The organism is Sulfuricurvum sp., assembly GCF_028710345.1.
In the GTDB taxonomy this organism is placed as follows: domain Bacteria; phylum Campylobacterota; class Campylobacteria; order Campylobacterales; family Sulfurimonadaceae; genus Sulfuricurvum.
Map to the genome: position 1 here is coordinate 131473 of NZ_JAQTUH010000004.1, position 25716 is coordinate 157188.

Here is a 25716-nt window from a genome sequence, read left to right on the forward strand (position 1 = left end):
AAGGACTAAAGTCCTTTGCAATCCCCTAAAGCTACAAAAACTACGTTTTTGAGAATTTTAGAATTACTAATCATCTATTTATTGCTAATGTTTTGTAATTGGTATAGAGGACATTCGCCCCCTCTTGGACCCGAACTTCTCTACGGGGAGTATAATCGACCAAATAAGATCCTTTTTCAAATACAGAGAAATCGACACACAGTTTTGCCGCTGTTTCGAGAATTTTTTCGGGAAGTTGCTGTTTATCGGTCGAGATGATGACGTGAGCGGAGGGGCGATCTTTGAGATGCATCCATATATCGCGTGCTTTCGCGTTTTGGAGGAGCTCGATATTCCCTTTTTCACTTTTTCCAAGCGATACTTTTACCCCCTCTATCCAAAACTGTGCGATAGAATCGGAGGTTTTAAGACGGCTTTTTTCCCCTTTTTGAGGAAAAAGAAGGGTAATCTCTTCGGGAGTAGTAGCACTGCTCACCGTTTGGATAAAAAGCTCCAAATGGCGAATTTTCTCCTCAAGATTATGACGTTCACGGTAGAGTCCTATCGCTTTTTGTTTCCCTTTTTTAGAGCGTTTAAAGAAATGTTCTGCCTGAGATGAAGGGGTTGGGCACCGTGGTGCCAAGATTATCCTTAACGGTGTTCCATCAAAATCGTCTAATACAATCTCCGTATCATAAGGGCGGATGGAGGCAAGATTTGCCAAAATCAGATGACCGATATGTTGAGAGTGTTGAGCTTCTTCGAGAAGCAATAACTCATTTTCCAAACCATTTAGATGTTTTTTAAGCTGTATCAGACGTTTATTTAACAACAGTAATTTCTCTTTTTTTAAACGTTCTAAATTGCCGTTATTTCGTCGATTAAATTCATCAACTAAAAAACCTCGAACGTCCTCTAGCGGGTACTCTTTCGGTTCATACGGAATCGGTGGAGGATCGAGGAGAATTTGACCTACACGAACACTGCGAGAAGAGACCTCTTCATCGATATGGCGAAGGGCTTCGAGAACCCTCCCCTCCTCATCAAGAATAATTGCATTGGTATGTTTGCCGGTAAACTCTAGCTGCAATGTAGTAGTAAGACTTTTATACGAACCGCTCATCCCTGCCGTGAGACGAAGTATCTTGTCGCTATTGTGCATCGATATACTTTGAACAGTAGAACGATTAAACCGTTTTGCGAGGAGCATATCAAAAGGGGCTTGATACATTTTCCCTCGAGATGCCGACTCCCCGATACTAATCCCTGAATCCCCTCCATTGAGCTCAAAATTCCAACTGTTCTCACGATTAAAAACAATACGGAGTGAACTGTCGTTTAAACGATACGCAGCGACAATATGATCGAAGTGTTGCATGTATAATACAATCTGTTTAAAATAAGAAAATTTCATATCTTTACCTTCCCTTTAGAAAAAGAAACTTACAATAGAGTTATGACATGGTCACAACTAATATACTAGGTAGCATTCATGGATCTATTTAACACCATTAAGTCAAAGTTTATTCTGAACCTCGTTGCAGCAATAGGAGCTATCCTTATTAGCGTGATTGTAGCATACTTCATTGCCGTAGGCTCAATCAAAGAGATCATGATCAGTGATCTTAATACTGTTGCCGATGCACTCGAAAAGAATGTGAACTATATCGCCAACATAGAGCCCAAAGCGTATCAAGAAGTAGGGTTTAAAGAGGAGATCAAAAAGATTAAAATCGGAAAAAGTGGTTATGTCTATTTTATCAATTCGGAGGGGGTAATGACGATTCACCCCAAAGATGAGGGGAAAAATAAAGCTGGGCATGATTATATTGATCATATCCGTTCCGATAAAGCGGGAGGGATATATGAGTATGTCTCCGCTACTACGGGACAGGATAAAATTGCCGCTTACCGTTATATCTCCGCATGGGATATGTGGGTTATCCCCGGAATCAATAAAGCCGATTATTTTGATGAACTTCGATCAAGTTTTTTTAAATGGTTTCTCCTCTTGGGGACTATTTTAACCGCTATTTTAATAGCTATCAACTATATTTCAGGAACCAGTATCCTCCGTCCTATCGAAGAACTCGATCGTGTTTCCAGCGATTTGGCACACGGAAATGGAGATCTTACAAAACGTCTTCCGATACGTAATGCTAATGATGAAATCGGGGTAGCGAGTAAATATCTCAATAGCTTTATCGATAAAATCCAAAATACGATCAATGATACCAAAAATATAACTTCATCTGCTGTCGGGTCCACCTCAAGCCTTAATGCTGCGGCAGAAAATCTCTCAGTTCAATCTGAAAAAACCAACACCATTGCCCAAAATACCAATGCCACTGCTGCTGAAATCGGAACAACACTGGAACAAAGCGTACAAATGGCACAAGAGAGTCTTAAAAATAGCCAATCAACCGAACAAGAACTGGGTCATGTACGTGAAATTGCCAACGCTATTACTACCGAGATTCACAACACCACCCAAATGAGCAATGAATTAGCAGAACGCTTTGCACAACTCTCTTCGGATGCAGCCAGTGTTAGCGGAGTACTCAGCATCATTAGCGATATCGCTGATCAAACCAACCTTCTCGCTCTCAATGCTGCTATCGAAGCGGCACGGGCTGGCGAACATGGACGCGGATTTGCCGTCGTTGCCGATGAAGTACGTAAACTCGCAGAACGTACCCAAAAAAGCTTGACGGAGATCAACTCGACCATCTCTATCGTGATCCAATCAATCTCGGATTCTTCGGACATGATGAGTGCAAACGGTAAAAATATCGAACGTCTTGCCGATCGAAGCGAGGAAATTGATCTTAAAATCAATTCCGCATCTCAAGTGCTTCGCGCCAATGTAAATGCAAGCCGACAAAGTGCCCAAGAGGCTGAAGCAATGGCAAATAAAATCAAAGAGATTATCGCAAAAGTTTCTACCATGTCGGAACTCTCTCAGCATAACCAAGAAGATATTCGTAAAATATCCTCGATTGCCAGTGAACTCTATACAGCTGCGACCAACCTTAACGCTCAATTAGGACAATTTAAAACCTAATACAGCGTTGATACGCGATAATCTTACAGCATGTTTTACTTTAATCCATAGGAATTTTTATATGAAACAATCATCATTACTACTCCCTCTTTTTGTATGTGGCTCACTCTATGCCGAAATTCTCCCATTTGATAGCAACGGATCAATTCATACACCTACTGTTGTCACTACAGTACCCCAAGAGGTGATTATCACCAATAAAGAGCCATTCAGTGTAAATGTTGCCAATTTCCCTACCGATACTGTCCAAAAGGTAAAATTGGATTCCAACGATACAATCAAGGTCAAACTCGATTCTAATGACATTATTAATGTCATGATCTCCAATCCCGTGAAATTGGTCGAAAAAGAGAAACCAAAAATTACTTTACTCAATGATAGTAAAAATGTTCTAACGGTTGAAAACAGCTCACTATTAGGAGAGCTAAGCACCTCTCTTCAAGCAATATCTATCAATAAAGTAGCGGTAAAAAATAAATATGGAGAAACCTTAGGGCTCAAAATTCGATTTGTAGCAGAAGATAAACTGGAAATCTCCAAAGATTTTAAAATTTTGGTTGACAATGAGATATACATGGATGATGACGAAGTAAAACAACTTCAAAATGCTATCGCGAAAATGATCACTATCGGAAGTACCCCAGCCGAAGAGAAACAATTTAAATTAAGTTTTAAAACAACCGGTGATTTCGAGATGAATCTCTATAGTGTTAAAAAGATGTTTGGTATGAGCAAAGGGGTAGAGGTCTCTATTATTATCGCTCAAGAGAAAAAATACAGCTCAAAAGCGATTCTCTCTCTCAAAGAACTGATAGAGCTTAAAACTATTTTAGACAAATATGAGACGACCAAAATCAACCCTATCTAATCTCCCCGTTTACTTTTCCCCTTTTTTGCTATAATTTCGAAAAAGACGAAAGGGGAATAGGGATATGCACGCACCTCGCGGGTTTGGTAAAAGCTATTTCTCTCTTGTCGCTATCCAAGCCTATGCTTCGGAAGTTCGTTTAGCTAAAAACATCACTCGTATCGAACTCGTTGTTCCTGTTTGCCCCATCTATATCTATTCAGCTATCTCCCCTCCCCCTAACGATTAATTTTATTTTCGTCACAACACACTATTATAATCGTTAAGGATACCTATGTTCAAACACACCCTGTCACTTGTTGCATCCGCAACACTCGTTGCCTCATTAGGGGCTAATACCCTCCAACTCGAACCTATCGTAGTCTCCGCTTCTAAAAGTGAACAACCCCTCAAAGAGATAACCGCTAACATCGATGTTATTACCGCTGATGAACTCGAAGAGAGACATATAACTTCGGTTATCGATGCCCTCAAAACCCTCAGCAATATTCCGATAGCCCAAAATGGGGGAATTGGGGAAACAAGCTCTTTTTTCCTTCGGGGATTCAGTTCTGAAAACGCTGTTGTGTTAGTAGACGGTATCCGCTACAACGATCCTACCACACCAAAGGGACAATCCCAACTCGAACACCTTATGGTCAATGATGTCGAACGAATTGAAATCCTAAAAGGGGCACAAAGCGGTGTTTGGGGGGCAAACGCCGTCGCCGGTGTGATTAATATCATTACCAAAAAAGCGACCGAAAAACTGAGTATCGCTACATCGACAGAGTACGGCAGTTACGCAACCACCAAACTAGGAGCTAACATCTCCCAAAAAATCGGTAATCTATCGTACTATTTCGGAGCAAGCCAGATCAAAACAAACGGCTTCTCTTCAAATGTTCCCAAAGGGAAAAATCCGGAGGATTACGAAGGAGACGGTTATAAAAATGAGACCGTAAACAGCAAAATCAGCTACGATGTGACCTCATCGGATACCCTTCATGCCCAAGCAAATTTTATCGATGCTTTATCACAATACGATGCCTACGCGCAACCTAACAGTGAAGCGAATGAGATTCATCAGATTAACCGACTAGGGAGTCTTAGCTATGAGCACCGCTTTAATCAAGAAGACTCACTTAGTGCGACGTACAGCATCTCCAGCTTTGATAAAAAAGACCCCCTCGGATACACCAAAGCATTTATAGGGACAAACAAGGAGGGGTCAATCCAAGGAAACTATCACTATATGCCAAACGCTTTTTTGGTCATAGGGGGAAATGTGCTCCATACCAAAGATACTGTTAGTGCTAATGAGCTTAACTCCAAGGGAGTTTTTCTAACGAATACGAACCGTTTGGACAACCTTGTGCTAACCGAATCTATTCGCCATGATAGTTATGATACGTTTGCGGATAAAACAACCGGTAAAATCGGAGCTAAATATAATTTTACAGAGGAGATTGCACTCAGTTCTAATTACGGAACTGCTTATCGTACCCCTTCCCTCTTTGAGCTCTATGCAAGCTTCTACGGAAACCCAAATCTCCAGCCCGAAACCACCAAGAGTTTCGACATTACCGGAAGCTATAAACATCTAAGTGCAACGTATTATAATAATTTGGTTGATAATCTCATCGGTTCTAACCCATCCACTTATGTCTACGAGCAAGTGAGCGGAAAATCACGTCTCAAAGGATATGAACTCTCGTATAAAAACACTATAACAAGCGATCTCGTGTTAGACCTCGGATATAACCGTCTTTGGGCTAAAAATCAAAACAACCAAGAACTTCAACGACGTTCAAAAGATACGCTCCGTAGTACACTGGATTACTACGGAATCAGCAAATTACATATAGGATTTAATGCTCATTACATCGGAACACGCTATGATGATATTGCCCAAACAAAACAAACAGGACGTTATACCCTATGGGGAGCGGTCGTAAATTATGATGCGACCGAGAGTCTCAGTTTCTATCTCAAAGGAGACAATTTGAGCGATAAGCTTTATCAAGAAGTTGACGGATACGGAACCGCAGGGCGCACTCTCTATGTTGGTGCAAATGCTAAATTCTAAAAATTTCTGCCACAAAGTGGCAAGCTTTAGCGTCTTAGCGACTAGCGTAGGCAAAGAGATTGTATTTCTTTGGCGTTCTAAATAAATGAAACTTTCTTTTCGCCCCTATCTGCACTATAAATTTTTCAACGCCCTCTTCACCGGTATGGTGGGGGGATCGGTCTTTACGATTTATGCAACCCTTAGCCCCTCGACATTTTCCATCGGGGGAATACTCCTTGCACTGGGGATGATGGGGATGGCATACGTGTACCATCGTCTTATGAATATCCGTACTTTTTTCCGATTTACGCTGGTGAGCGAGCTTATCATGCTCCTTATGCTGGGATATTATCTGCTGTTTTCCACCCACATCATGAGTGCCTTAATCATTTACGTCGCCTATCAGTTCTCTTTTGTCTTCGGAGGATATTTGGTGCGCGCCGAAACCCATTTCGCCCGTCATGCACGGGTGATGGGATGGATTGATGTCGCCAAACAGCAAGGCTCTCTCGCAGGGCTGGCTCTCTCGTACGGATTTTACAAACTTATAGAGCATTATGGTATCACTAAAGCTGCCGAACAAGTCTATGATTTGCATTTTGTCCTGTTCGCACTGGAATGTTTGATTATCCTCTCGTTGCTTCGTGCATTTCGAGGAAAATAGATGAAATCTATCTCTATTTTCGGCACCTCATCTGATGCAGGAAAATCGACACTCACGTTTGTAATCGGGAAACTCCTCCAAGAACGGGGGATCAGCGTCGGGGTGTTCAAAGCCCAAAACGTCTCCAACAACTCTCATGTCTGCGACGATGGGTCTGAAATCGCCATCGCCCAGTATTTTCAAGCCGAGGTATTGGGTATCCCAACGAGCTATCATCTCAACCCCGTGTTGCTCAAATCGGGGCACGGGAATAGCGCCTCGCTGATCGTAAAGGGGCGCGTTGTCGCCGACAAAGAGGTTCGCGAGTATTACCGTGATTTGGATCTTCTTAAACCTGCTGTCGATGAGTGTTTCGACTATCTGCGTAAACGTTATGAGTGTGTCATCTGCGAAGGGGCGGGAAGTCCCGTCGAACTCAACCTGATGGACAAAGACCTCTCTAATATCTACATCGCCGAAAAATACAATACCAAGATTATCCTCGTCGCCGACATCGAACGCGGAGGGGTTTTCGCCTCGATTTGGGGGGTCTATAATCTTCTCCCAGAACAACTACGGAAGAATGTCATCGGAGTGATCGTCAACAAATTTCGGGGTGATCGAAGCTTGTTTGATGATGGGGTACGTATCATCGAAGAGCGCTTCGGCATCTCCGTTCTCGGTGTCCTCCCCTATACCCCGCTCAACCTTGGATTCGAAGACTCCCAAAGCCTCAAAAATTTCGTCCAAAACAAACCCAACCCAGTGAAAAAGATCGGGATCATCAACTACCCCACGATGAGCAACTATAACGATTTCGAGCCGCTTATCGCCGATGAGGCAATTACGGTCGAGTTTATCACTACTAACGTTTCGTTAGAGAGTTATGAACTCATTATCCTCCCCGGAAGCAAGCGGGTGATCGAGGATTTGCGATGGCTCAAACAGGTGGGACTTTTTGATGCTCTCCAAACGAGGAAAAAAGAGATACTGGGGATTTGCGGCGGGTATCAGATGATGTTTGCAGCCATCATCGATGAGGGGTGTGTCGAAACCTCAGAACCGAGTCGCGAAGAAGCCCTCGGATTTATCGATGATGTGATCGTATTTCAGCGGGATAAAGTGCTCAAAAAAGGGAAATATGAAATCTTTGGACGCACGATAAACGGGTTTGAAATTCATCACGGGGTGAGTGAAAAATATCCCCTTTTCTACGAAAATGAGCACATCAAAGGGACGTTTGTCCATGGGCTTTTTGATGATGAAGCATTTGACGCGTACAAGAAAAAAACGATTGATGCGTTTATGGAGACGATGCGGAGCGAAATCGATGTGGAGAGGATACTCAATGTCTTATAAACAGTGGTTCGACACTCACGCTTCCAAACACCGTGTTATTATGGATAAACTCTCCGCTCTGAGCGACGACGAAGTGATAGAATATTTCCGATTTGAAAACATGGTTGAAAAAGAGAGTGATTTCTGTCCCCTCTACGCGGAACAGAAAAAATGTCACGATACAGAAGAGCTGAACTGCTATCTCTGTGCCTGTCCGAACTTCCGCTTCAACGATGCGGGGTTTACTCTCGAAGAGGGGAAAACCATCTTTAGTATCTGTTCTATCGATAGCCCCGATGGGGATCGTTTTATCACCGATACGGCGATTCATCAAAATTGTACTGGGTGTCTTGTTCCCCATAAAGAAAATTACATCCGTAAAATATTTTCTCGTGATTGGCTCAATATTATGAAAAATGTCCCCGGCTTATAACCTTTTGATTCGGATTTTCCACCTTTAAGATATAATAAGAGAGATTATAAGGGGAGATGGGATGCGTATTTTTCTACTGTTTATCGCCTACTCATCCCTTCTCTTTTCTGCCTCACTCCCATTACTCTTTAGCGGTAATGATCGCCTCTCTTCTCGCGAATTATATGATGTTCTTGGGCTTCGTCTCCCGTATGCCATCGAAGTATGGGAAAACCAACCAACCTTACAAAGCAGTGCCATCTCTCAAAGTATTACCGCCCTTACAAGCTACTACCGCGCCAAAGGGTATTTTGAGAGCCGTATCACTGCTGATGAGACCAACCAAAGCATCACCTTTACGATTCATGAAAATCTTCCGATACGCGTTGCGACAATCCAAATCAACAGTGAGATTGCTGTTGAGAGTGTCATTGAACTCTCCACGGATAAGCTGTTCGATCAAGATAAATTCGCCGCAACCAAAACAGCAATCAAAAAACGCTACGGAGACGCGGGATATTGTAATGCAACATTTAATTCCAAAGCGTGGGTCGATCTCGAAGAGCATCAAGCCCATCTCTTGTTTGAGGGGACACCCAACGAGCCGTGTACCTTTGGTGCTATTGCCGTCTCTTCAACTCCCAATATAGATGGAAACCTCACCACCTCTATGCTTCAATTTAAAGAGGGGGATCCCTACACTCTTGAAGCTATCCAAAAAAGCTATGAAACTTTATATTCGCAAGAGGGGATTTCTCGCGTCTCGATTAACGATATCGATCGTAACGGCAGTATCGTCCCTATCGCAATCGATATCGAAGAGATTGATAAACCGGTACGTTTCAACATCGGTTTAGGATACAGTAGTGATGAGGGTATAGGGACTCAGATAGGGCTTAAACACCGAAATTTTTTAGGCGACCTCAAGACTCTTTCACTCGATGCTAAATACACCCAAGTCAAACAGGAAGCTTCCGGTATCCTCTCCATCCCTCTCCAAGAGCGTTTTACGGCAAGCGGTGAAGTGGGGTATTCTAATGAACAATTCAGCGGATACCGTTCCGAAAGTGTCTTTGAAAAACTCACCCTTAAACACCAAGATATCCCAACCTCTCTCCTTACATCGGTGTTGTTTGACCAAGCAAAAACCTATGAGAGTACCAACACGGAAACATTTCCCAATAGCAACCTTTTCATCCTCTCACCCATGCTAGAAATAAACTACGACACTCGCAATAAAATGCTCGAACCGACCAAAGGGGATTGGATTAATGCGAAAGTTCAAGGCTCTATGCTCTCCTCTATCTCAGATGCTACCTACTTTAAATCTTCCCTCTCAGGAGCCCATATCCAAAGCTTTGGAGAGCATGTTATCGCCGGCAGACTTCAGTGGGGGACACTCAGAACGTATGAAGGTGAAGTACCGAGTGCCTACCGTTTTTACGCAGGGGGGATGAGTTCAAACCGTGCCTACAGTTATCGGGAACTCGGACCAAAAGATACCAATGGAGACCCTATCGGATTTACATCACTGCTTGAGGGGACACTCGAGTATCGATTCCCTATTTACGATCCAATCCGAGGTGTCCTCTTTAGTGATCTCACCTATGGCTCAAATAATTATATCCCCGATTACTCGCTCCCCTACTGGGGAGTCGGAGCAGGATTGCGTTACACGACCCCTATCGGTCCTATCGCCATCGATGTCGGGGTTAATCCCACCGATTATTCTCAATATACCTTTCATTTCCGTATAGGAGAGCTATTTTGATCTCTAAAACGGGTTTGAAACGTCTTAAAAGAGGGTTAAAACATATTTTTGTTGCCCTTCATACGTTATTGATTTTAGGGATACTTTTAGCTTCAGCCCTCTTTTATATCGCCTTTCGGCCCGATGGACTTCAGCTTGTCAACACTTTTATTCTTACTCCGCTGGGAATCGAATACAAAAGTGCCGAAGGTTCACTCAAAGACGGTCTATCCCTCCATAATATCCATACCGAAACCATCGATATTAAGACGCTAAAACTCGACTATAACCTTACTAAAATACTCTACGGTAAGCACACCATCGACAGCATCCATATCGACGGATTACGGGTACATCTCGATGATTTTATCAGCGAAGGGGAGAGCTCGTCTCTCCCTCTGCCCACCTTTGCTCTCAAAGAGGTTAATCTTACCAATCTTCAACTCATCAGCGTCTATCCCATCGAACTCGACATTCACGCCAAAAACGGCAGTTTTGATGGAAAAAATCTCAACTTTCAATCTCTCACGGCCTCTGTCCGAACACAATACGCCAGCGGTGCATTGCAGGGAGTTCTTAAAAATAATGCTATTCAAGGTGAGGGAGTAGTCTATCCTAACGCCAAAGAACTCGACCCCTATGTCGCCGATTTTACCACCCTTCCCACGGCGCAACGTGTTGAGATACTGGAGCTTTCCGATTCCAAAGTGAGACTCGCGACACAACTCTCATCACTTAACGCCGCCTTTGATGAAAAAATGACATTAAACACTATTTCAATCGGGATGAATTATCACTACAGTGATCATTATCTTGACTTTAACGCACACTATCTCCTCAAACGCGATGATAACCAAATGCTCACCACCCAAACACTCCGTTATAACCTCAACGGAACGACGACAACAACGTTTAACGGTATCTTAACGACACCGCAGATCCCCCTTCCCACGAACATCGTTACGGGAAATTTTAGAGATGATCGCGCAGGGCTTGCAGGGAATATCTCCCTCGCAAATTCAACCTTACTGCTCCAAAGCAGTGATTATCAACATTACAAATTTCATACCGAAATCTTTCAACGTTCATTAGATTTTCTCCACTTTCTCCCAAAAACACTCCAAGATTCACCACTCAGCGGTAAATGCGACGGAATATACTCTCTACACGACAAGCAAGCAGACGGAAATTTTACAATTGATCACAACCATGCAAAATTAAGTGGAAAATTTCTCTTTCAAAATAGCACATTAAAACTGAATGCGGATACGATCCTCCCCTCTGATGCACCGACATGGAATAACTGGAGTATAAAACCCCCATCACAGCTCGAACTCTCACTCACCTACAGTGTTCTCAAATCACACCTTTCACTCAATGGAAAAGATTTAGCCCTCTCTCTTGAACGATATAACGAGCGTGTCGAAGGTTCAGGCAACTACCTAGGAACTTTTTTTGATATTACAGGTTCTCATAATAATGAGCAAACTGATGTTACAATTACCTCTATCACCCCATCTCTTTCAAAAACACTTAATTCGTTACCCAACTTCACCCCTCCGAATCTTCGCTATTACGATGCTGAAGTACGCACTTCCACCCACATCACCTACGACACAACATTACACATTGCAACCGATATCTCTCTGCCGTGGTATGCTATTATTATGGATTCTGCTCGGCAATACAGTGGGGTAAATTCCCATGCAAACCTTCGCTACGATGAAAACAATATTACCCTTATTAACTATACCGTTGATATTGCCAATCATCAAATCACCTCCAATAAACCCTCCTCCTTACATATCGATCAAGGACACCTCTTTATTGATGAAGCATGGATATTTGATGCCCTACGGCTAAATGGAGATATAAATCTCGATACTCTGGCAATCACATTACATCTAAAATCGGATCGGTTTAGCTACAATGGACCAGAGGGGAATGCTCATATTGCCTTGGATCTCCAATATATTCGTGATGAGAATCTCACACAAAAGCTCGCAGGACAAATCACCCTGCTCGATGGAGAGATCACCTATTTACCACTCCAGCAATTTAAAGTAATGGATGATGATGTCATTATCGTCCAAGATGTAGCCGCTCCAAATAACGGTTCATTAGCTATGGATGTTAAAATTATCGCCGATCAACCGCTCCATTATCTTACCAAAGAACTCGATCTCTACATCACTCCCAATATCACCCTTTGGAAAGATCCACTGGATGCTATGGAACTGCTTGGCATGATTACCATTCCAAAAGGGAAGATGACAACGACAGGAAAAACCTTCACTCTCCGTCCCAGCTATATCTATTTTGGAGGATCAGTTCCTATTAATCCGTACCTCGATATCACTGCTGATTATGAAGTCGATTACAAAAAAATCGAAATTTATGTTACCCACAGACTCGATTCTCCGATGTTTTTATTCAACTCTGACCCTTTTATGAATCAAAACGATATTATGAGCTATATCATTTTCGGTGCACCTGCATCCACCGCACTCTCTAGTAACAGTGGTAGCGATGTGAGTGCCCGCGCCGATGCGACCAACTTTATGTTAGGTGCAGGGCTCAAAGGGCTTATCGGAGGGGCAACCAAAATTCAGATTGATACTATGAATATTCTCACGACCAAAGAGGGGGGAATGGGATTTGAAGTGGGAGCACGCCTCAATAAAGACTTGCGTGTTGTTTATAAAAACGATACCGTATCGAGCGTCCTTGTTCAATACACCGTTAATCGATGGTTACGACTCGATGCCGACATTCATGCGCTAGGGCAAGGGATCAATGCTATCTATATCAAAGATTTCCGTGATTTTCTCCCCCATAATGAAGCGACTCACAAAGTTCGAGATAGATAATTACTTCTAAACCCTATTGTCGGGTATTAACCAATACTTTACGCTCACATTGACAATCCTCAAAATAGACCATCCGTTCTTCATAGTGTGAATTTACAGAGAGATCGACACCATCATCATTTTGGATTACTACTGTTTGAGGAGCGGTTGTATACACTACCGTTGGTGAGGGTTCATAGATCACTGCTGGACGGGAAGAATAGCCGATCATACTGCCAAAAACAAATGGGGCGATCCACCCACCATATCCCCAACCTCTATAATAGTGCTCACCACTATAGTGATGACCACCGCCTCCTCTAGCTTCAACAGAACTTACCATCAATAACATCACAAGTAACCCTATGCGTACTTTATCCATCTGTATCTCCTTCTGGATAGTATTAGAAACTAAACGAATTTGTAACCTTTATCTCTTTTAACGGTTGTGAGCTTGTTTTCGCAATATCTCGTCCACGATACTTTGCATAATTCATATAGCCCGTAATAACATTATCGGTTTGCATATCGTATTGAGTGTAACAACGACGGACTGTTTGGTAGTTGGTTTGAGTCGGACGATCGGCATTTTGCCCCAGCATAGTACCTATTGCCGCCCCCCCGATAGTCGTTGCAACTTTACCGCTTCCACCACCTAATTGATGTCCGAGTACTCCCCCTAATGCAGCTCCGACGAGTCCTCCCACAACATTGCTATTCCCCCCTTGTTCTTGCACAGCTACTTGCTGATCTTCACATACTTCATGGGGAATCTTTTTACTAACCGTAGAATAGATCGGCTCAGATCGTGTTACCGATACATATTCGATATCGCTGATTATCGTATCTGATGGCGAAGTCCCATATCCCCCTGATTGTGCCATCAGGATCGATGTACTCAACACCAAAGAGATTGAGATAAAAACTTTTTTCATAGTGTATCCTTTAGTATATATCCCATCATAAAGATGTTCTATAGTGAAGTATGACAGACATATACTAACAATTTGTAACTTGAATTTTAACAAAATTTGTATGGGGTAGATAATTAAGATGATGATTTTCTTTAAATCTTTGTAAAATACCGTAAATAGGGGATTTTGATGGCGGACACCTAGGGGTTCGAACCCTAGATAGGTTGCCCTATACACGCGTTCCAGGCGTGCGCCTTCGACCACTCGGCCAGATGTCCATTTATAATGCAGAGCGAAATTGTACCCAATCTTGCTTAAATGCTCTTAGTACCCTTTTCTGGATTTATTATTTTGTCGTTTTTTCTCACGGTTGTAACGGTTATGATAATGGTTGATCCATGCCAAAAAGATAATAATCAACAGTAAAACTGCACTCACTTCATAGCCGATTGCCCAAATAATAAAATAAGAAGAGAGATTAAATGTTAAAAAGCTCTCATAATTTGCACGCGCTACAAACATAAATAAAAAACCAAGCCCTACAAGATAGGGAAGCGTTAAGAAATATATGAAAAACATTAACCCCTCATATCCTTCAGGGGCAAAAACAAAATTTCGATAATCGACTTCTTGGTTTAAAAAATCCTCTTCCTGTTCTCTTCGCTTTGCAAGACTCTCTTGTGAGAACTGTTTACCACCGCTTCGATAGTCATTGGACAAAAATGATTTGGAGTCGTGTTTTGTCTTATAATCCATCTGCACTACCTTAGTAAGATCGTATTAAATTTTATTATTGTAGCTTTTTTTAAGAAAAAATCAACTAAAGAGACGAAAACTCTTTCTACGCGTGGTCAAATCGCGCAGAAGTATATGCTTTGAAGGAAGTTAGAGTACTATTGTAGAGTATCAATGTTACAATTGTGTTAAGTGAATTGTATAATTTTGCATCATTTCTCAAAATTTTTATAAAAAGGGTATTTATGTCTCCTGAAGAGCGATTCTTTTCAATAAGCAACGATTTCCGATCCCCATACGCTCGTGATCGTGACCGGATTATCCATTCAGGAAGCTTTCGTCATCTTGAATACAAAACTCAAGTATTTTTAAATTCTCAAGGGGATTTTTTCCGTACACGCCTTACTCACAGTATCGAAGTGAGTCAAATAGCCCGCTCAATCTGCTCCCATTTAGGGTTACAAGAATCGCTTGCAGAGTCTATCGCCCTCTCTCACGATTTAGGTCACACACCATTTGGTCATATCGGAGGAGACACGCTCGATGAATGTTTAAAAGAGAGGGGATTTAGCCATGGATTTGAACACAATTTTCAAAGTTTTCGTGTCGTTACCAAACTCGAACAGCGTTATAAGGCATTTTTAGGGCTTAACCTCACTTATGCGACATTGGAGGGGATTTTAAAACACTCTTATCCCTACAACAAACCGTTTTTACCCCAAGATATCCGCGACGCTTTCGCGTTAGATACTCACCCTAGCATCGAAGCGATGATTGTCGATCGTGCCGATGAGATTGCCTATATTAGTCACGATATCGATGATGGTATTGCATCAGGACTTATCTCTTTTGAGATGTTAAAATCGTCCGAACTTATACAAACGATTCTCCAAAAAGTATACGATGAGGGGATTTATGAAAACGAAGATGAGATGTTCCGTTACCGTTTTAGCTCTCACCTCATCAACCATTTAGTCTACTCACTCCTCGAATTCTCACGCGGGAAAATTGATAATAGCCGTGTGTTAGCTTCGCTTATCCCCGCATCCGAAGAGATACCGATAGGGTTCGAGCTAGAACTTGAAACACAAATCAAAAAACTCAAAAAAATTCTCTACAAAGAGCTCTACCAACATAAAAGCATTATGCGTAAAATGTTTGCCGGAAAACAAGCCGTTATCGGTCTCTTTAATGCCCTAATGGAAGAGCCGAAAATGTTACCACGTTATTATCTGCAACAGCTCGATATTCGCAATACTCACCGCGTTATTGCCGATTATATTGCCAGTATGTCAGATCGGTATGCGATGGAACTTTATAACGAGTTATACGGAAGAGAGGGGTAAATTGTTATAGAAAACCGAAACATATAGATGATATTTCGGTCAAACTATCGAAGGAGAATCGAATCACCATTGTAAAACAGTTGTGTAAATTTAGTATAAATATTTAGATAAATACGAATAATAATCCCATAAAGATGCTCATAGGTGTGAGGAATCATATAACAAACATATCGCTATAATATCTTTATGAAACACATAGCAATTATCGGCGGTGGCGCGTCAGGACTTATGGCGGCACTCTTTGCAGCAAGGACGGGGGCTGATGTCACCATTTATGAGCATAACAACAACGTGGGAAAAAAGATACTCGCTTCGGGTAATGGACGGTGTAACATCATCAACACCACCGCATCTTATGAAGATTATGCGGGGGCTGATCCTCAGTTTGTTACCTATGCCCTTAAACAGCTCAATTTCTACTATTTTGAAAAGTTCTGTCACTCCATCGGACTCGTGTTAGATATAAAAGAAGACGGCAGATGTTATCCCCTCTCCAATGAAGCCAAATCGGTCTTGATTGCCCTCAAAAGTGCCGTGAGTGAAACGGGGGTAAAAATCATCACCGATTCCAAAGTCATCGCTATTACCAAACATGATTCACGCTTCAACGTACAAACGGAGATGGACAAACACAATTATAACAACGTTTTAATCGCTACAGGCTCAGAAGCGGCACCACAATTAGGAGCTACAGGAGATGGCTACACTTTCGCCCGTGCATTCGGACACGAGATACTCCCCACCTACCCAAGCCTCGTACAACTCCATCTAAATTCCAAAAATCACCCTAAAATGGCGGGGGTTAAAACCGTTGCCGAAGTCACCCTATTTATCGATAACAAAAGCTACATAAAAGTAACAGGGGACATCCTCTTTGCTGCGTATGGGATTTCGGGACTCGCCATCCTCGACATCAGCCAACGCGCTTCGTATGCTCTGCTACACAAACAACGCGTTAGTATCTCCCTCAATCTCCTCCCCCGCTATGAGAGAGAAGAGCTTGTGTGTGTTATCGAAAAGCTATTTGCCTCCATCCCAAAACATGACGCTCATACCGCACTCTGCGGTCTACTCCCTGCTAAAATCGTTACCTATCTCCTCGAAGATGCCGCTATCACACAAAACACACCTGTATCTTCTCTCAACCAAAAAGATGTAAAAAAGCTCGCCCACTTGATCGGTGAATGGGAGTTTGAAGTGACCGATACCCACGGTTTCAAACACGCCGAAGTAAGCGGCGGCGGTGTCTCTACGGCACAAATCAATAACAAAACGATGGAATCAAAACTGATTGAGGGGCTTTATTTTGCGGGAGAAGTAATCGATATTGTCGGTCGTCGCGGGGGATATAATTTTAACTTTGCATGGGCTAGTGGAATGATTGCGGGAAAAGAGATGGGGAAATAAGGTGAATATTTAGCTATTCACTTATCGCCTCATAAATACGAAACTTAATCTCTTCAGAATACTCATCTTCTTCTATAATTGATTTTATTATGTCAAACAATAAATCATCCTCGATTTTACCCTCGGCCAACCAAACAACAATATTTTCCATTTCTAGCACAAATTTTTTTACACAATAGCCATAACCATTAAGCTCTAAAAAATAAGCACCAAGTGTTAGGCTTGAACGCTTATTGCCATCCATAAAAGGATGAAATTTATTAACCGCATAAACCAGATGTTTGAGTTTTTCCTCAAATGATGGATAATACATATCATTTTGTATATGCTCTAACGCACTATCAAGTAATCCTATCTCTCGATATCCATGCAATCCACCACTATGTTCTATAATCCAGTCATGAACTAAAATGGCATGTTTGGTATCAAAATAAAAAATTTGAAGTTCCACTATCTATCTTTCAAACGTTTCAAAACCGCAAGTGTTTCAGGGTCTGATAGTCGCTCTTCTAAAGATTTGCTTGTTTCGCCCAAAAATTTATCAAAATCACCTTGTGGAACGGATTGAATATAGCTTTCCAACTTATGATGAAGTGCATCACGAAAACATAAATCACGACTTGCCATTTTTGCTCTTGCATCATTGATATGCGGTAATAAATAGGGATTTTGAGAAGCTTTTGTAATAAGATTGTCGAGTTCAGAAGGAATTAATTTTCTACCCAATTTTTCATACTCTTGCTTCATCTCAACTGCTAACCCATGCTCAAAACTGGCGATTGCATTTAAGACTTCAGAGTACATAGTCTCTCTTACATTGTCTTTATCTGTCAAATCCAGTATTTTTTTATATTCTGCTGCATTTTCTAAAAAAATCACTTCATATATTTTGTTGGTATACCGTGAATACTTCCATTTATCAACGGGTAAGCATTCATCCAAGGCATCGGTAAACTCTCTACGATAACTATGTTCTTTATACGCAGACGGTAAATAGGCTTCATCTCTTTGATTTATGTATTTGGTATGACCACCTGCTTTTTGAGCCACTACATCGATAACAATGTCTAAAATCTTACCTCTTATTGCTTTTGCTTTTTCACTTTCGGTAACAAGCATAGCGATATTGAGTACTGCTCTAAAAGAAAACACCCCTAATGACGGAGCTTTAGCTATGTCGGCGACATGAATGTCGTCGACATAATCTTTAAAGTCTTTCAGTTCTTTACCCTTTAAAACTCTGTATCCATTTTTAGCAAGTTCTTCTTTGTTGCTTTCTAAATATCTATCAATAGTCCGTTCATCTATAGTTAATAAACTTGCTACTTGTGTTTTTGTAAACACATTGGCATCTCTCCAAAAAGCACCACCTAAAGATAGATTCGATTCTATCTGTTCTAATGCATAATTATTATTTAAAATATTTTGTCTGCTGACTGTTGATGATGTTAAATCTTTGGTCATATTTTTTCCTAATGTCCATTGTAATCAAAACATTCTACCTCTCGTTTCGTTTGTTCAAGATCATAGCTTCCCATATAATCAATAAGAATCAATTTTGATAGTTAAAACTTTTTGAGAATAATAGATGATATTGTAGATAATGTATAAGTATTATAGCAAAACCGAGTGAGATGGAGAGATAGGTTTTCATCATTCCGTACTACCGAAATGTAAGCTATCGTATATACACAAATATAATTATTTTCAATAATTTAAAGATCAAAAGTCACTGTATATTTGTTCAGTGGTAATAATTCTTCTAGTTAGCCTTTCTACGTCATGGAGACTATAATTTTTACCTTTAACATGTCTCAAAAAATCAATAAACTCTCCGATTTCTGATTCATCATTAATTATGATATATTTTATATCATTTGGCTCAAACATTAATTTTAAATGTTTGATTCGATCATTGTAATAGGCTTTTTGTTCTGGTGTTTGAAATTCTTTTTTTGATGGAAAAGAAAATCTTTTTTCCTCATCATCAAATGCATCACTATATGAAGGTATATACCGCCACTCACGTTCATCTGAAAAACGATAGTTGCGTTTTGGCTCTTTGTTTTTCCGAAACAAATCACTCTCATAGTTTTTTATATGGCTAAATACTTGCAAACCATGTGTGGCTTTAGTTTCATGCATTTGTGCATCATAGGTTGATCGAAATAATTCTAGTAAACTTTCTGAAAAGAATGATTTTTTTTCTACGTATACTACTGGGTTAAGTCTTTGCTTAATTGCCCATTCTTTAGATAATCCAATGCCATAAGAACCATAATTTTCAATATGGTTTTTGACTTCAGATAAAGGAATATCACAAAAACTAACCATAGGTGCAATATAGGTTGTATTTTTATCACCTAAGATGACATCTTCAATACAGTATTTGACGTGAAAATCATTAGACAAGATTCCTTTTAAACTATCTTTTGTACTCGTAAAATGAATGATCGAATTTGAACTAAGTCCCATCCTCTAATCCTTATGCTTCTAAATAATTGTTTGAAAACAGATGATCGCTTCATCATTAAACATAGATAGTCTTTTTGAGGATATGCTCACCGCTACGCCCACGTAAGCCTGTCTTATCGGCGAGATCGACGGTACATGCAAACTGGTGTGAAATCTTTTCGCGAAGCGCTTGTAAGATACTAAATGCTCTCAGAGGATCGGTATCTTCTACAAAGTGCGGAGTTGTTTCGATTAAAACGTCGATGTCACTATTTTCGCTCGCTTCATCTCTCGCAAATGATCCGAAAATTCCGTGGATAACAATCCCCTCTTTTTCATGGCTAGATTTGATACTTCGAAGATACTCTAAAACTGCTTCTTTGGTAATCATTTTAAAACCTTAGGTTTATAACTTTGAATATTATAACAAAAGCAAGTAAAATAGGAGATGGAAAATGAGTTTTCATGGGGGAAGTGCCCACCCTTCGACAAGCTCAGGGCGAACGGTCTATTGTTTACTTTTTAACGCCGTTACGTTTACGATCACTTGGATCTAACCAACGTTTACGGATACGGATAGTAAGAGGGGTAACTTCGAGAAGTTCATCATCTTCGATCCATTCCAATGCACGCTCAAGGTTCATATCACGTGGTGGAATGAGTTTAATCGCTTCGTCTGCACCTGATGAACGGACGTTTGATTGTGCTTTACCTTTGATCGGGTTAACGTCAAGGTCGTTTGAACGACTGTGCTCACCGATGATCATCCCTTTGTACACTTTGGTTTGAGGGGCTGTGAAAAGGACACCGCGATCTTGGAGGTTGAACAATGAGTACGCTAACGCAACACCGTCTTCCATAGAGATCAACGCTCCGTATTGACGGCTCTCAACGTTTCCTGTGTAAGGGCGGAATTCCAAGAATGAGTGGTTCATTACACCCTCACCTTTGGTATCAGTCAAGAACTGACCACGGAAACCGATCAATCCGCGCGCAGGGATTTCGAACTCTACGCGAGTAAAGCCCTCACCCATCGGTACCATTGCTTTCATTTCCGCTTTACGGCGACCGAGACGCTCGATGATAGTCCCTGCATTGTCTGCCGGAAGGTCAACAACAAGGTGTTCGAACGGTTCACATTTGACCCCTTCGATCTCTTTTACGATAACTTCTGGACGTCCGATACCGAATTCAAACCCTTCACGACGCATGTTTTCTGCGAGAATCGTGATTTGAAGCTCACCACGACCGGAAACGATAAATTTACCTTCTCCAACCGTTTCGTAACGCATTGCTACGTTGGTGTTCATCTCTGCATCAAGACGCTCACGGATTTTGTTTGCGGTAACGTGTTTACCCTCTTGACCAGCAAGTGGAGAGTCATTAACCGAGAAAACAACGGTCAACGTCGGCTCTTCGATGTGCATAGGATCAAGTGGCATAGGATTTTGTGGATCACAGATAGTATCCCCAACGTCTACGGTTTCGATACCGGCAACGGCTACGATATCACCTGCTTCCGCTTCTTGGATTTCCATACGGTTCAAGCCCATAAATCCGATCAATTTAGAAATTTTACCTTTTACCATCTCGCCATCGGCTTTTGCCAACAAGATGTTATCCCCTTTAGCGATTTTACCGTTGAAAATACGGGCAATACCGATTTTACCAACGTAGTTATCGTAGTCGAGGGTGAAAACTTGCAACTGAGTCGGGTTTTCAGGATCACCGGTAGGCTCAGGTACTTTTTCGAGAATAGTGTTGAACATACACGTGAAATCACCGTCCGGTTCAGCCATATCCATTTTCGCGATACCATCACGCGCTGCGGCGTAGATAATCGGGAAGTCAAGTTGATCTTCGGTCGCGTCCATCGCAACGAAAAGGTCGAATACTTCGTCTACTACGCGCTCAGGATCTGCGGAAGGTTTATCGATTTTGTTGATAACAACGATTGGTTTGATTCCAAGACCGAGCATTTTTTTAACAACGAATTTGGTTTGAGGCATAACCCCTTCATACGCATCAACGAGCAACAATGCACCGTCAACCATTTTGAGTACGCGCTCAACTTCTCCACCGAAATCGGCGTGACCCGGAGTGTCGATGATGTTAATTTTGTGCTCACCGTAACGGATAGCGGTATTTTTAGAGAGAATAGTAATCCCGCGCTCTTTTTCGAGTGCGTTAGAGTCCATTGCTCGTTCATTGACTTGCTCGTGGCTGCCAAATGTACCGGATTGTTTGAGCAATCCGTCAACTAGTGTCGTTTTACCATGGTCAACGTGGGCGATGACGGCGATGTTACGAATTTTTTGCACTGAATGTCCTTATAGGGAGGCAAAGATTTTCGCGGATTATATCTTTTTTTATTTTAAGGTTTCGTTAAGTCAAAATGGGCTTTGCGCATTTGGCGTTATTACTGTATGTGGCACATTTATTGCTTGATATTACTACTTAATTCCGAAAAGGATTTTCTATGGTTGTGCAAAACAATGAAACTAAAGCACCAACATCACTCATAGATCTGTTGGGCGGTAGTGCAAAAACCAATAATTCTAAAGTGAGCGATCTCTTTGCAAATCTCCTCTCCTCACTCAAATCCGCTGGAAATGAAAAATTTAACGTTGTTGTTGACCCAAAAGTGGTTAAAACTGCTGAAGCAACCTCATCCGCAACAAAAACTCTTAAATCTACCGATGCTACCAAACTCGGTACCAAAACACTCGAAGACCTTCTCGGCAATGAAGAGACAAAAATGCTCCCAAAAGAGCTCATTAATGCACTCAGTAATGATCAAGTACACTCTCTCATCAATAAAGCCAAAGAGTTTCTCAAAAACTCCATCACCGAAAAAGCTCCGGAATACAAAGCTGACTCTAAATCACTTCCAAAAACACTGATGGGACTTGTTGAACTCGCCGATAAAATGGGGGTCAATCTCAGTGAAATCACCCTCTCAACTCTCGACGATGGACAAAAATCGCTCACAAAAGAGCTTCCTTCATCCCTTGCATCTAAAAGTATTCTTGACCTTAAAGAGCGTACGAAACCAACTGAAGCACCGCAATCTTCTTTAAGTGCGTTACTCACTGAATCAAAAAATGAGACTAAAGTATCAAAAGAAGAAGAGAAAACAACCAAATCCCAGCAACCGCTTCAATCCCTCCTAAAAAGTCTAAATGAGTCGGCAACAAACACACCCGACACATCCAAAGAGTCTCCTAAAGAGCTTTCACAAATCGTTCCAAAAACAGCGTCCCTAACCGATGCACTCAGTACCCTCTTACGCGGAAACGATGAGAGCGACAAGAAAGAGAAAAAAGAGAGTATTAAAGTTTCTGATGAACCGTCTAAAACTATTCAAACACCAAAAGCTGATTCACTCGAAGTAAAAGCCAAAGAGGCGGCTCAAAGTATGCGCCATTTTGCTATCGATCTCAAAGAGGCAGCAGAAAACTACAAACCCCCTTTTACCCGTGTCACCATGAAACTTAACCCTGAAAAACTCGGTGAAGTCGAGGTAACACTCGTTCAACGCGGAAACAACGTTCATGTCAATATTCAATCTAACAATGCCTCTAGTGTTGCCTTTTTGGCGCATAATGCAACCGAATTGAAAGCCCAATTGGCACAACAAGGGGTCACTAACGCAACGATGAATTTTATGTCGGGCGGAGAAAATCAATCTCAAAATCCCAATCAGCAACAACAGCAGCAGCAACCTAACCGATTTCAATCCTATCAGTCGCTCCAAGAGCTAGAATCCAATAATGAGCAGTTAAGTGCTCTTGAAATCATCTTACCTCATTACGCGTAATTAAGGAGTTTATTATGGCAATCGACGCATACGGCAACACATTATCCTCTACCTCCACGACAGCATCAACATCCACGACAACCACCAATCCCAATGGTGTACTTGGAAAAGATGACTTTCTAAAGTTATTATTGTTGGAGCTCAAATACCAAGACCCGACATCTCCGATGGACAGTGAAAAGATTTTGGCTCAGACATCTCAGCTTGCAACACTTGAATCGAGTGAAAATACCAATAAAGCACTCTCAACGCTAGCTTCCTCTTTGACTGCCTCTTTACAGTATACAGGGATATCGGCTATCAGTAAAATCGCTGATACCGGAAGTAATGCCGTTGTCTTGGAAAAAGGGAAAACGGTAGACTTTGAACTCTATTATCCTGATGCAGTCACAACCGGAAAGATCAATATTTTAGACAAGAACGGGAAAATTTTAAAAACTATGAATGTCGGTGCAACGGATGCAGGGGTAGCAAAATTTTCGTGGGATGGGACAAATGCGGCAAACAGTGCCGTAGATGCAGGAATTTATTATGTTGAATCAACCTATACCAAAGCAGACAACACCACAGCAACAACCCGTGTAGGGCGTTATCCGATCGAATCAATCAAATTTGATAGCGGTAAAACTTATGCGAAACTCGGATCAAGCTATATCGATTTTAGCACGATCAAAGAGATAACAGCGAATTAAAGATAGGGAAATAGCATGTTTCAAGGTTTTTATAGCGGTATTTCAGGAATGCAAACCAACCAATATGGGCTAGATATCATATCTGATAATCTAGCAAATATCTCAACTACAGCTTTTAAGGGATCGACTACTGAGTTTTCAGATATTTATAGCTCTGCTTTAACCAAAGGAAGCACTGGGTTACCCACTAGTAATGATATCGGCTTGGGTTCAAAAGTACAAGCTACGACGTATCAGTTTCAACAAGGTGACCTTACCCCCTCTGATCGTTATAACGATTTGGCGATTGAGGGAAATGGGTGGTTTGGCGTCACCAGCAAAGGAATTGATTCCTATACACGCGATGGACACTTTCTCTTTGATACCTATCAACAATCATCGGGTGATGTAGATTCTTCAGTAGCCCGATTAGTCACCGCTGATGGAAAATATGTCCAAGGGACAATGTTGAGCAATTTTTCCTATAATCCTACTTTTGACTATACGAGGGCGGGAAGCACCGGAATAGCAGGGGCATATGTCATCAATAATCCCACCTTTGATGTACCTATGAGTACACCATCTGCACAAGGGGTGATCGAATTTCCTACCCAATTGGCGTATCCTGTTGAACCGACCACCCAAGCACAATTTCTCGGTAATTTAGGATTAGACAATGTACCTCGAACCATAAGTGCCGATGTTATCAGTGCGGCTAATGATCGGAACCGATTAAAGCTCACCTTTACCAAAAGTGCAACCCAACCCGCGCAAGGCATTACTTGGGATGTTGCTGCTTCTATCACATCTGCAGATGGTACAATCACCTACGATACTCAAAATGGTCAAGCTATTTTTGGGCCATCTGGAGATCTGAGTAGTTTTTCTATCAGCTCACTCAATAATGACGGTACGCAAGTTAATGTAGATTTAGGGAGTGGATTTAGTGGCGTCATCTCCACTGATGGAATTGCGGTCAGTGGAGGATCAACCTCCAATGGAATGACGGGCGGAACACTCACAAAATACGGTATTAATGCCGACGGAGTTGTAATCGCCGACTTTTCCAATGGTCGCCAAAGCGCTATTGCCCGAGTAGCTGTGTACCATTTTCAAAATGATCAAGGTCTTAACCGCGATGGTGGAACCTACTATCACGAGAGCGCTGATAGTGGGAAACCTCTCTTTTGGAAAGATGCCAATGGAAACTATACCGCTGGTGCAACTGTTCGAAGTGGAATGCTTGAGGCATCAAACGTACGAATAGAAGTGGGGCTCACCGATATGATCGTCACTCAGCGTGCCTATCAAGCCAATGCTAAAACAATTACGACTGTCGATGAGATGATTCAAAAAGCTCTTCAGATGCACCGTTAATATTGGCATAATTTTTGCTTTATCTTCTTACTAACATAA

General features: G+C 41.6%; 23 protein-coding genes and 1 tRNA gene. 14 read left to right on the forward strand and 10 right to left on the reverse strand.

Annotation, left to right across the window (positions count from 1 at the left end; genetic code table 11):
* Nucleotides 1–70 precede the first annotated feature (70 nt).
* Nucleotides 71–1393, reverse strand: coding sequence for an NFACT family protein (locus PHC76_RS06945; RefSeq protein WP_299971127.1), 1323 nt, complete (start codon nt 1391–1393; stop codon nt 71–73).
* A gap of 78 nt (nt 1394–1471) precedes the next feature.
* Here PHC76_RS06945 and PHC76_RS06950 point away from each other — a divergent pair, with 78 nt between their 5' ends.
* From PHC76_RS06950 to PHC76_RS06990, 9 genes are all read left to right on the forward strand, one after another.
* Nucleotides 1472–3043 (forward strand): methyl-accepting chemotaxis protein, encoded by a 1572-nt coding sequence (locus PHC76_RS06950; RefSeq protein WP_299971130.1) that lies wholly within the window; start codon nt 1472–1474, stop codon nt 3041–3043.
* 61 nt (nt 3044–3104) lie between these two features.
* On the forward strand, nt 3105–3911 hold the full coding sequence (locus tag PHC76_RS06955) for a hypothetical protein (protein WP_299971132.1): 807 nt from the start codon (nt 3105–3107) through the stop codon (nt 3909–3911).
* 64 nt (nt 3912–3975) lie between these two features.
* Nucleotides 3976–4140 carry a hypothetical protein gene (locus PHC76_RS06960; protein ID WP_299971135.1) on the forward strand — a complete coding sequence of 55 codons (165 nt, stop codon included), beginning with the start codon at nt 3976–3978 and terminating at the stop codon, nt 4138–4140.
* Nucleotides 4141–4185: 45 nt separating this feature from the next.
* Nucleotides 4186–5979, forward strand: a complete 1794-nt coding sequence (locus PHC76_RS06965; RefSeq protein ID WP_299971137.1) for a TonB-dependent receptor — start codon at nt 4186–4188, stop codon at nt 5977–5979.
* An 85-nt stretch (nt 5980–6064) separates the two neighbouring features.
* Complete coding sequence (locus PHC76_RS06970; RefSeq protein ID WP_299971140.1) at nt 6065–6625, forward strand: hypothetical protein; 561 nt, start codon at nt 6065–6067, stop codon at nt 6623–6625.
* Entirely contained in the window at nt 6626–7963 is a 1338-nt protein-coding gene (locus PHC76_RS06975; RefSeq protein ID WP_300209898.1) for a cobyric acid synthase, read from the forward strand.
* Nucleotides 7953–8375 (forward strand): hypothetical protein, encoded by a 423-nt coding sequence (locus PHC76_RS06980; RefSeq protein WP_299969884.1) that lies wholly within the window; start codon nt 7953–7955, stop codon nt 8373–8375. The genes PHC76_RS06975 and PHC76_RS06980 overlap by 11 nt, the downstream gene beginning before the upstream one ends.
* Nucleotides 8376–8436: 61 nt before the next feature.
* The gene (locus tag PHC76_RS06985; RefSeq protein ID WP_299969932.1) at nt 8437–10125 is read left to right on the forward strand and encodes an outer membrane protein assembly factor; all 1689 of its coding nucleotides are present in this window, start codon (nt 8437–8439) and stop codon (nt 10123–10125) included.
* The gene (locus PHC76_RS06990; RefSeq protein WP_299969935.1) at nt 10122–12974 is read left to right on the forward strand and encodes a translocation/assembly module TamB domain-containing protein; all 2853 of its coding nucleotides are present in this window, start codon (nt 10122–10124) and stop codon (nt 12972–12974) included. Before PHC76_RS06985 ends, PHC76_RS06990 begins: the two co-directional genes overlap by 4 nt.
* A gap of 13 nt (nt 12975–12987) precedes the next feature.
* On the opposite strand, the gene PHC76_RS06995 is transcribed toward PHC76_RS06990, so the two are convergent.
* The 4 genes from PHC76_RS06995 to PHC76_RS07010 form a co-directional block, all read right to left on the reverse strand.
* The gene (locus PHC76_RS06995) at nt 12988–13335 is read right to left on the reverse strand and encodes a hypothetical protein (RefSeq protein WP_299969938.1); all 348 of its coding nucleotides are present in this window, start codon (nt 13333–13335) and stop codon (nt 12988–12990) included.
* A gap of 22 nt (nt 13336–13357) precedes the next feature.
* The gene (locus PHC76_RS07000) at nt 13358–13888 is read right to left on the reverse strand and encodes a glycine zipper 2TM domain-containing protein (RefSeq protein WP_299969942.1); all 531 of its coding nucleotides are present in this window, start codon (nt 13886–13888) and stop codon (nt 13358–13360) included.
* Nucleotides 13889–14057: 169 nt separating this feature from the next.
* Nucleotides 14058–14145, reverse strand: a tRNA-Ser gene (locus tag PHC76_RS07005).
* Nucleotides 14146–14191: 46 nt separating this feature from the next.
* Nucleotides 14192–14623: a hypothetical protein gene (locus tag PHC76_RS07010; RefSeq protein WP_299969945.1), complete on the reverse strand. Its 432-nt coding sequence runs from the start codon at nt 14621–14623 to the stop codon at nt 14192–14194.
* A gap of 224 nt (nt 14624–14847) precedes the next feature.
* Here PHC76_RS07010 and dgt point away from each other — a divergent pair, with 224 nt between their 5' ends.
* Together dgt and PHC76_RS07020 are read left to right on the forward strand one after the other, a co-directional pair.
* The gene (gene dgt, locus PHC76_RS07015) at nt 14848–15948 is read left to right on the forward strand and encodes a dGTP triphosphohydrolase (protein WP_299969948.1); all 1101 of its coding nucleotides are present in this window, start codon (nt 14848–14850) and stop codon (nt 15946–15948) included.
* Between the two features lie 186 nt (nt 15949–16134).
* Nucleotides 16135–17355, forward strand: coding sequence for an NAD(P)/FAD-dependent oxidoreductase (locus PHC76_RS07020; protein WP_299969951.1), 1221 nt, complete (start codon nt 16135–16137; stop codon nt 17353–17355).
* 13 nt (nt 17356–17368) lie between these two features.
* Here PHC76_RS07020 and PHC76_RS07025 read toward each other — a convergent pair whose 3' ends face one another.
* From PHC76_RS07025 to typA, 5 genes are all read right to left on the reverse strand, one after another.
* Nucleotides 17369–17806, reverse strand: a complete 438-nt coding sequence (locus PHC76_RS07025) for a Fic family protein (RefSeq protein ID WP_366519961.1) — start codon at nt 17804–17806, stop codon at nt 17369–17371.
* Nucleotides 17806–18819 (reverse strand): DNA-binding protein, encoded by a 1014-nt coding sequence (locus PHC76_RS07030; protein WP_299969954.1) that lies wholly within the window; start codon nt 18817–18819, stop codon nt 17806–17808. Before PHC76_RS07030 ends, PHC76_RS07025 begins: the two co-directional genes overlap by 1 nt.
* A 258-nt stretch (nt 18820–19077) precedes the next feature.
* On the reverse strand, nt 19078–19830 hold the full coding sequence (locus PHC76_RS07035; RefSeq protein ID WP_299969956.1) for an abortive infection system antitoxin AbiGi family protein: 753 nt from the start codon (nt 19828–19830) through the stop codon (nt 19078–19080).
* Nucleotides 19831–19885: 55 nt separating this feature from the next.
* Nucleotides 19886–20200, reverse strand: a complete 315-nt coding sequence (locus PHC76_RS07040) for a nucleotidyltransferase domain-containing protein (protein ID WP_299969959.1) — start codon at nt 20198–20200, stop codon at nt 19886–19888.
* Nucleotides 20201–20324: 124 nt separating this feature from the next.
* A complete protein-coding gene (gene typA, locus PHC76_RS07045; RefSeq protein WP_299969962.1) occupies nt 20325–22130 on the reverse strand; it encodes a translational GTPase TypA in 1806 nt (601 codons plus the stop codon).
* 158 nt (nt 22131–22288) lie between these two features.
* Here typA and PHC76_RS07050 point away from each other — a divergent pair, with 158 nt between their 5' ends.
* From PHC76_RS07050 to PHC76_RS07060, 3 genes are read left to right on the forward strand one after another with little or no spacing between them, the layout of a single operon-like run.
* On the forward strand, nt 22289–23629 hold the full coding sequence (locus tag PHC76_RS07050; protein ID WP_299969964.1) for a flagellar hook-length control protein FliK: 1341 nt from the start codon (nt 22289–22291) through the stop codon (nt 23627–23629).
* A 14-nt stretch (nt 23630–23643) separates the two neighbouring features.
* Nucleotides 23644–24321 (forward strand): flagellar hook capping FlgD N-terminal domain-containing protein, encoded by a 678-nt coding sequence (locus PHC76_RS07055; RefSeq protein WP_299969966.1) that lies wholly within the window; start codon nt 23644–23646, stop codon nt 24319–24321.
* Nucleotides 24322–24336: 15 nt separating this feature from the next.
* Complete coding sequence (locus PHC76_RS07060; RefSeq protein WP_299969968.1) at nt 24337–25677, forward strand: flagellar hook protein FlgE; 1341 nt, start codon at nt 24337–24339, stop codon at nt 25675–25677.
* Nucleotides 25678–25716 lie beyond the last annotated feature (39 nt).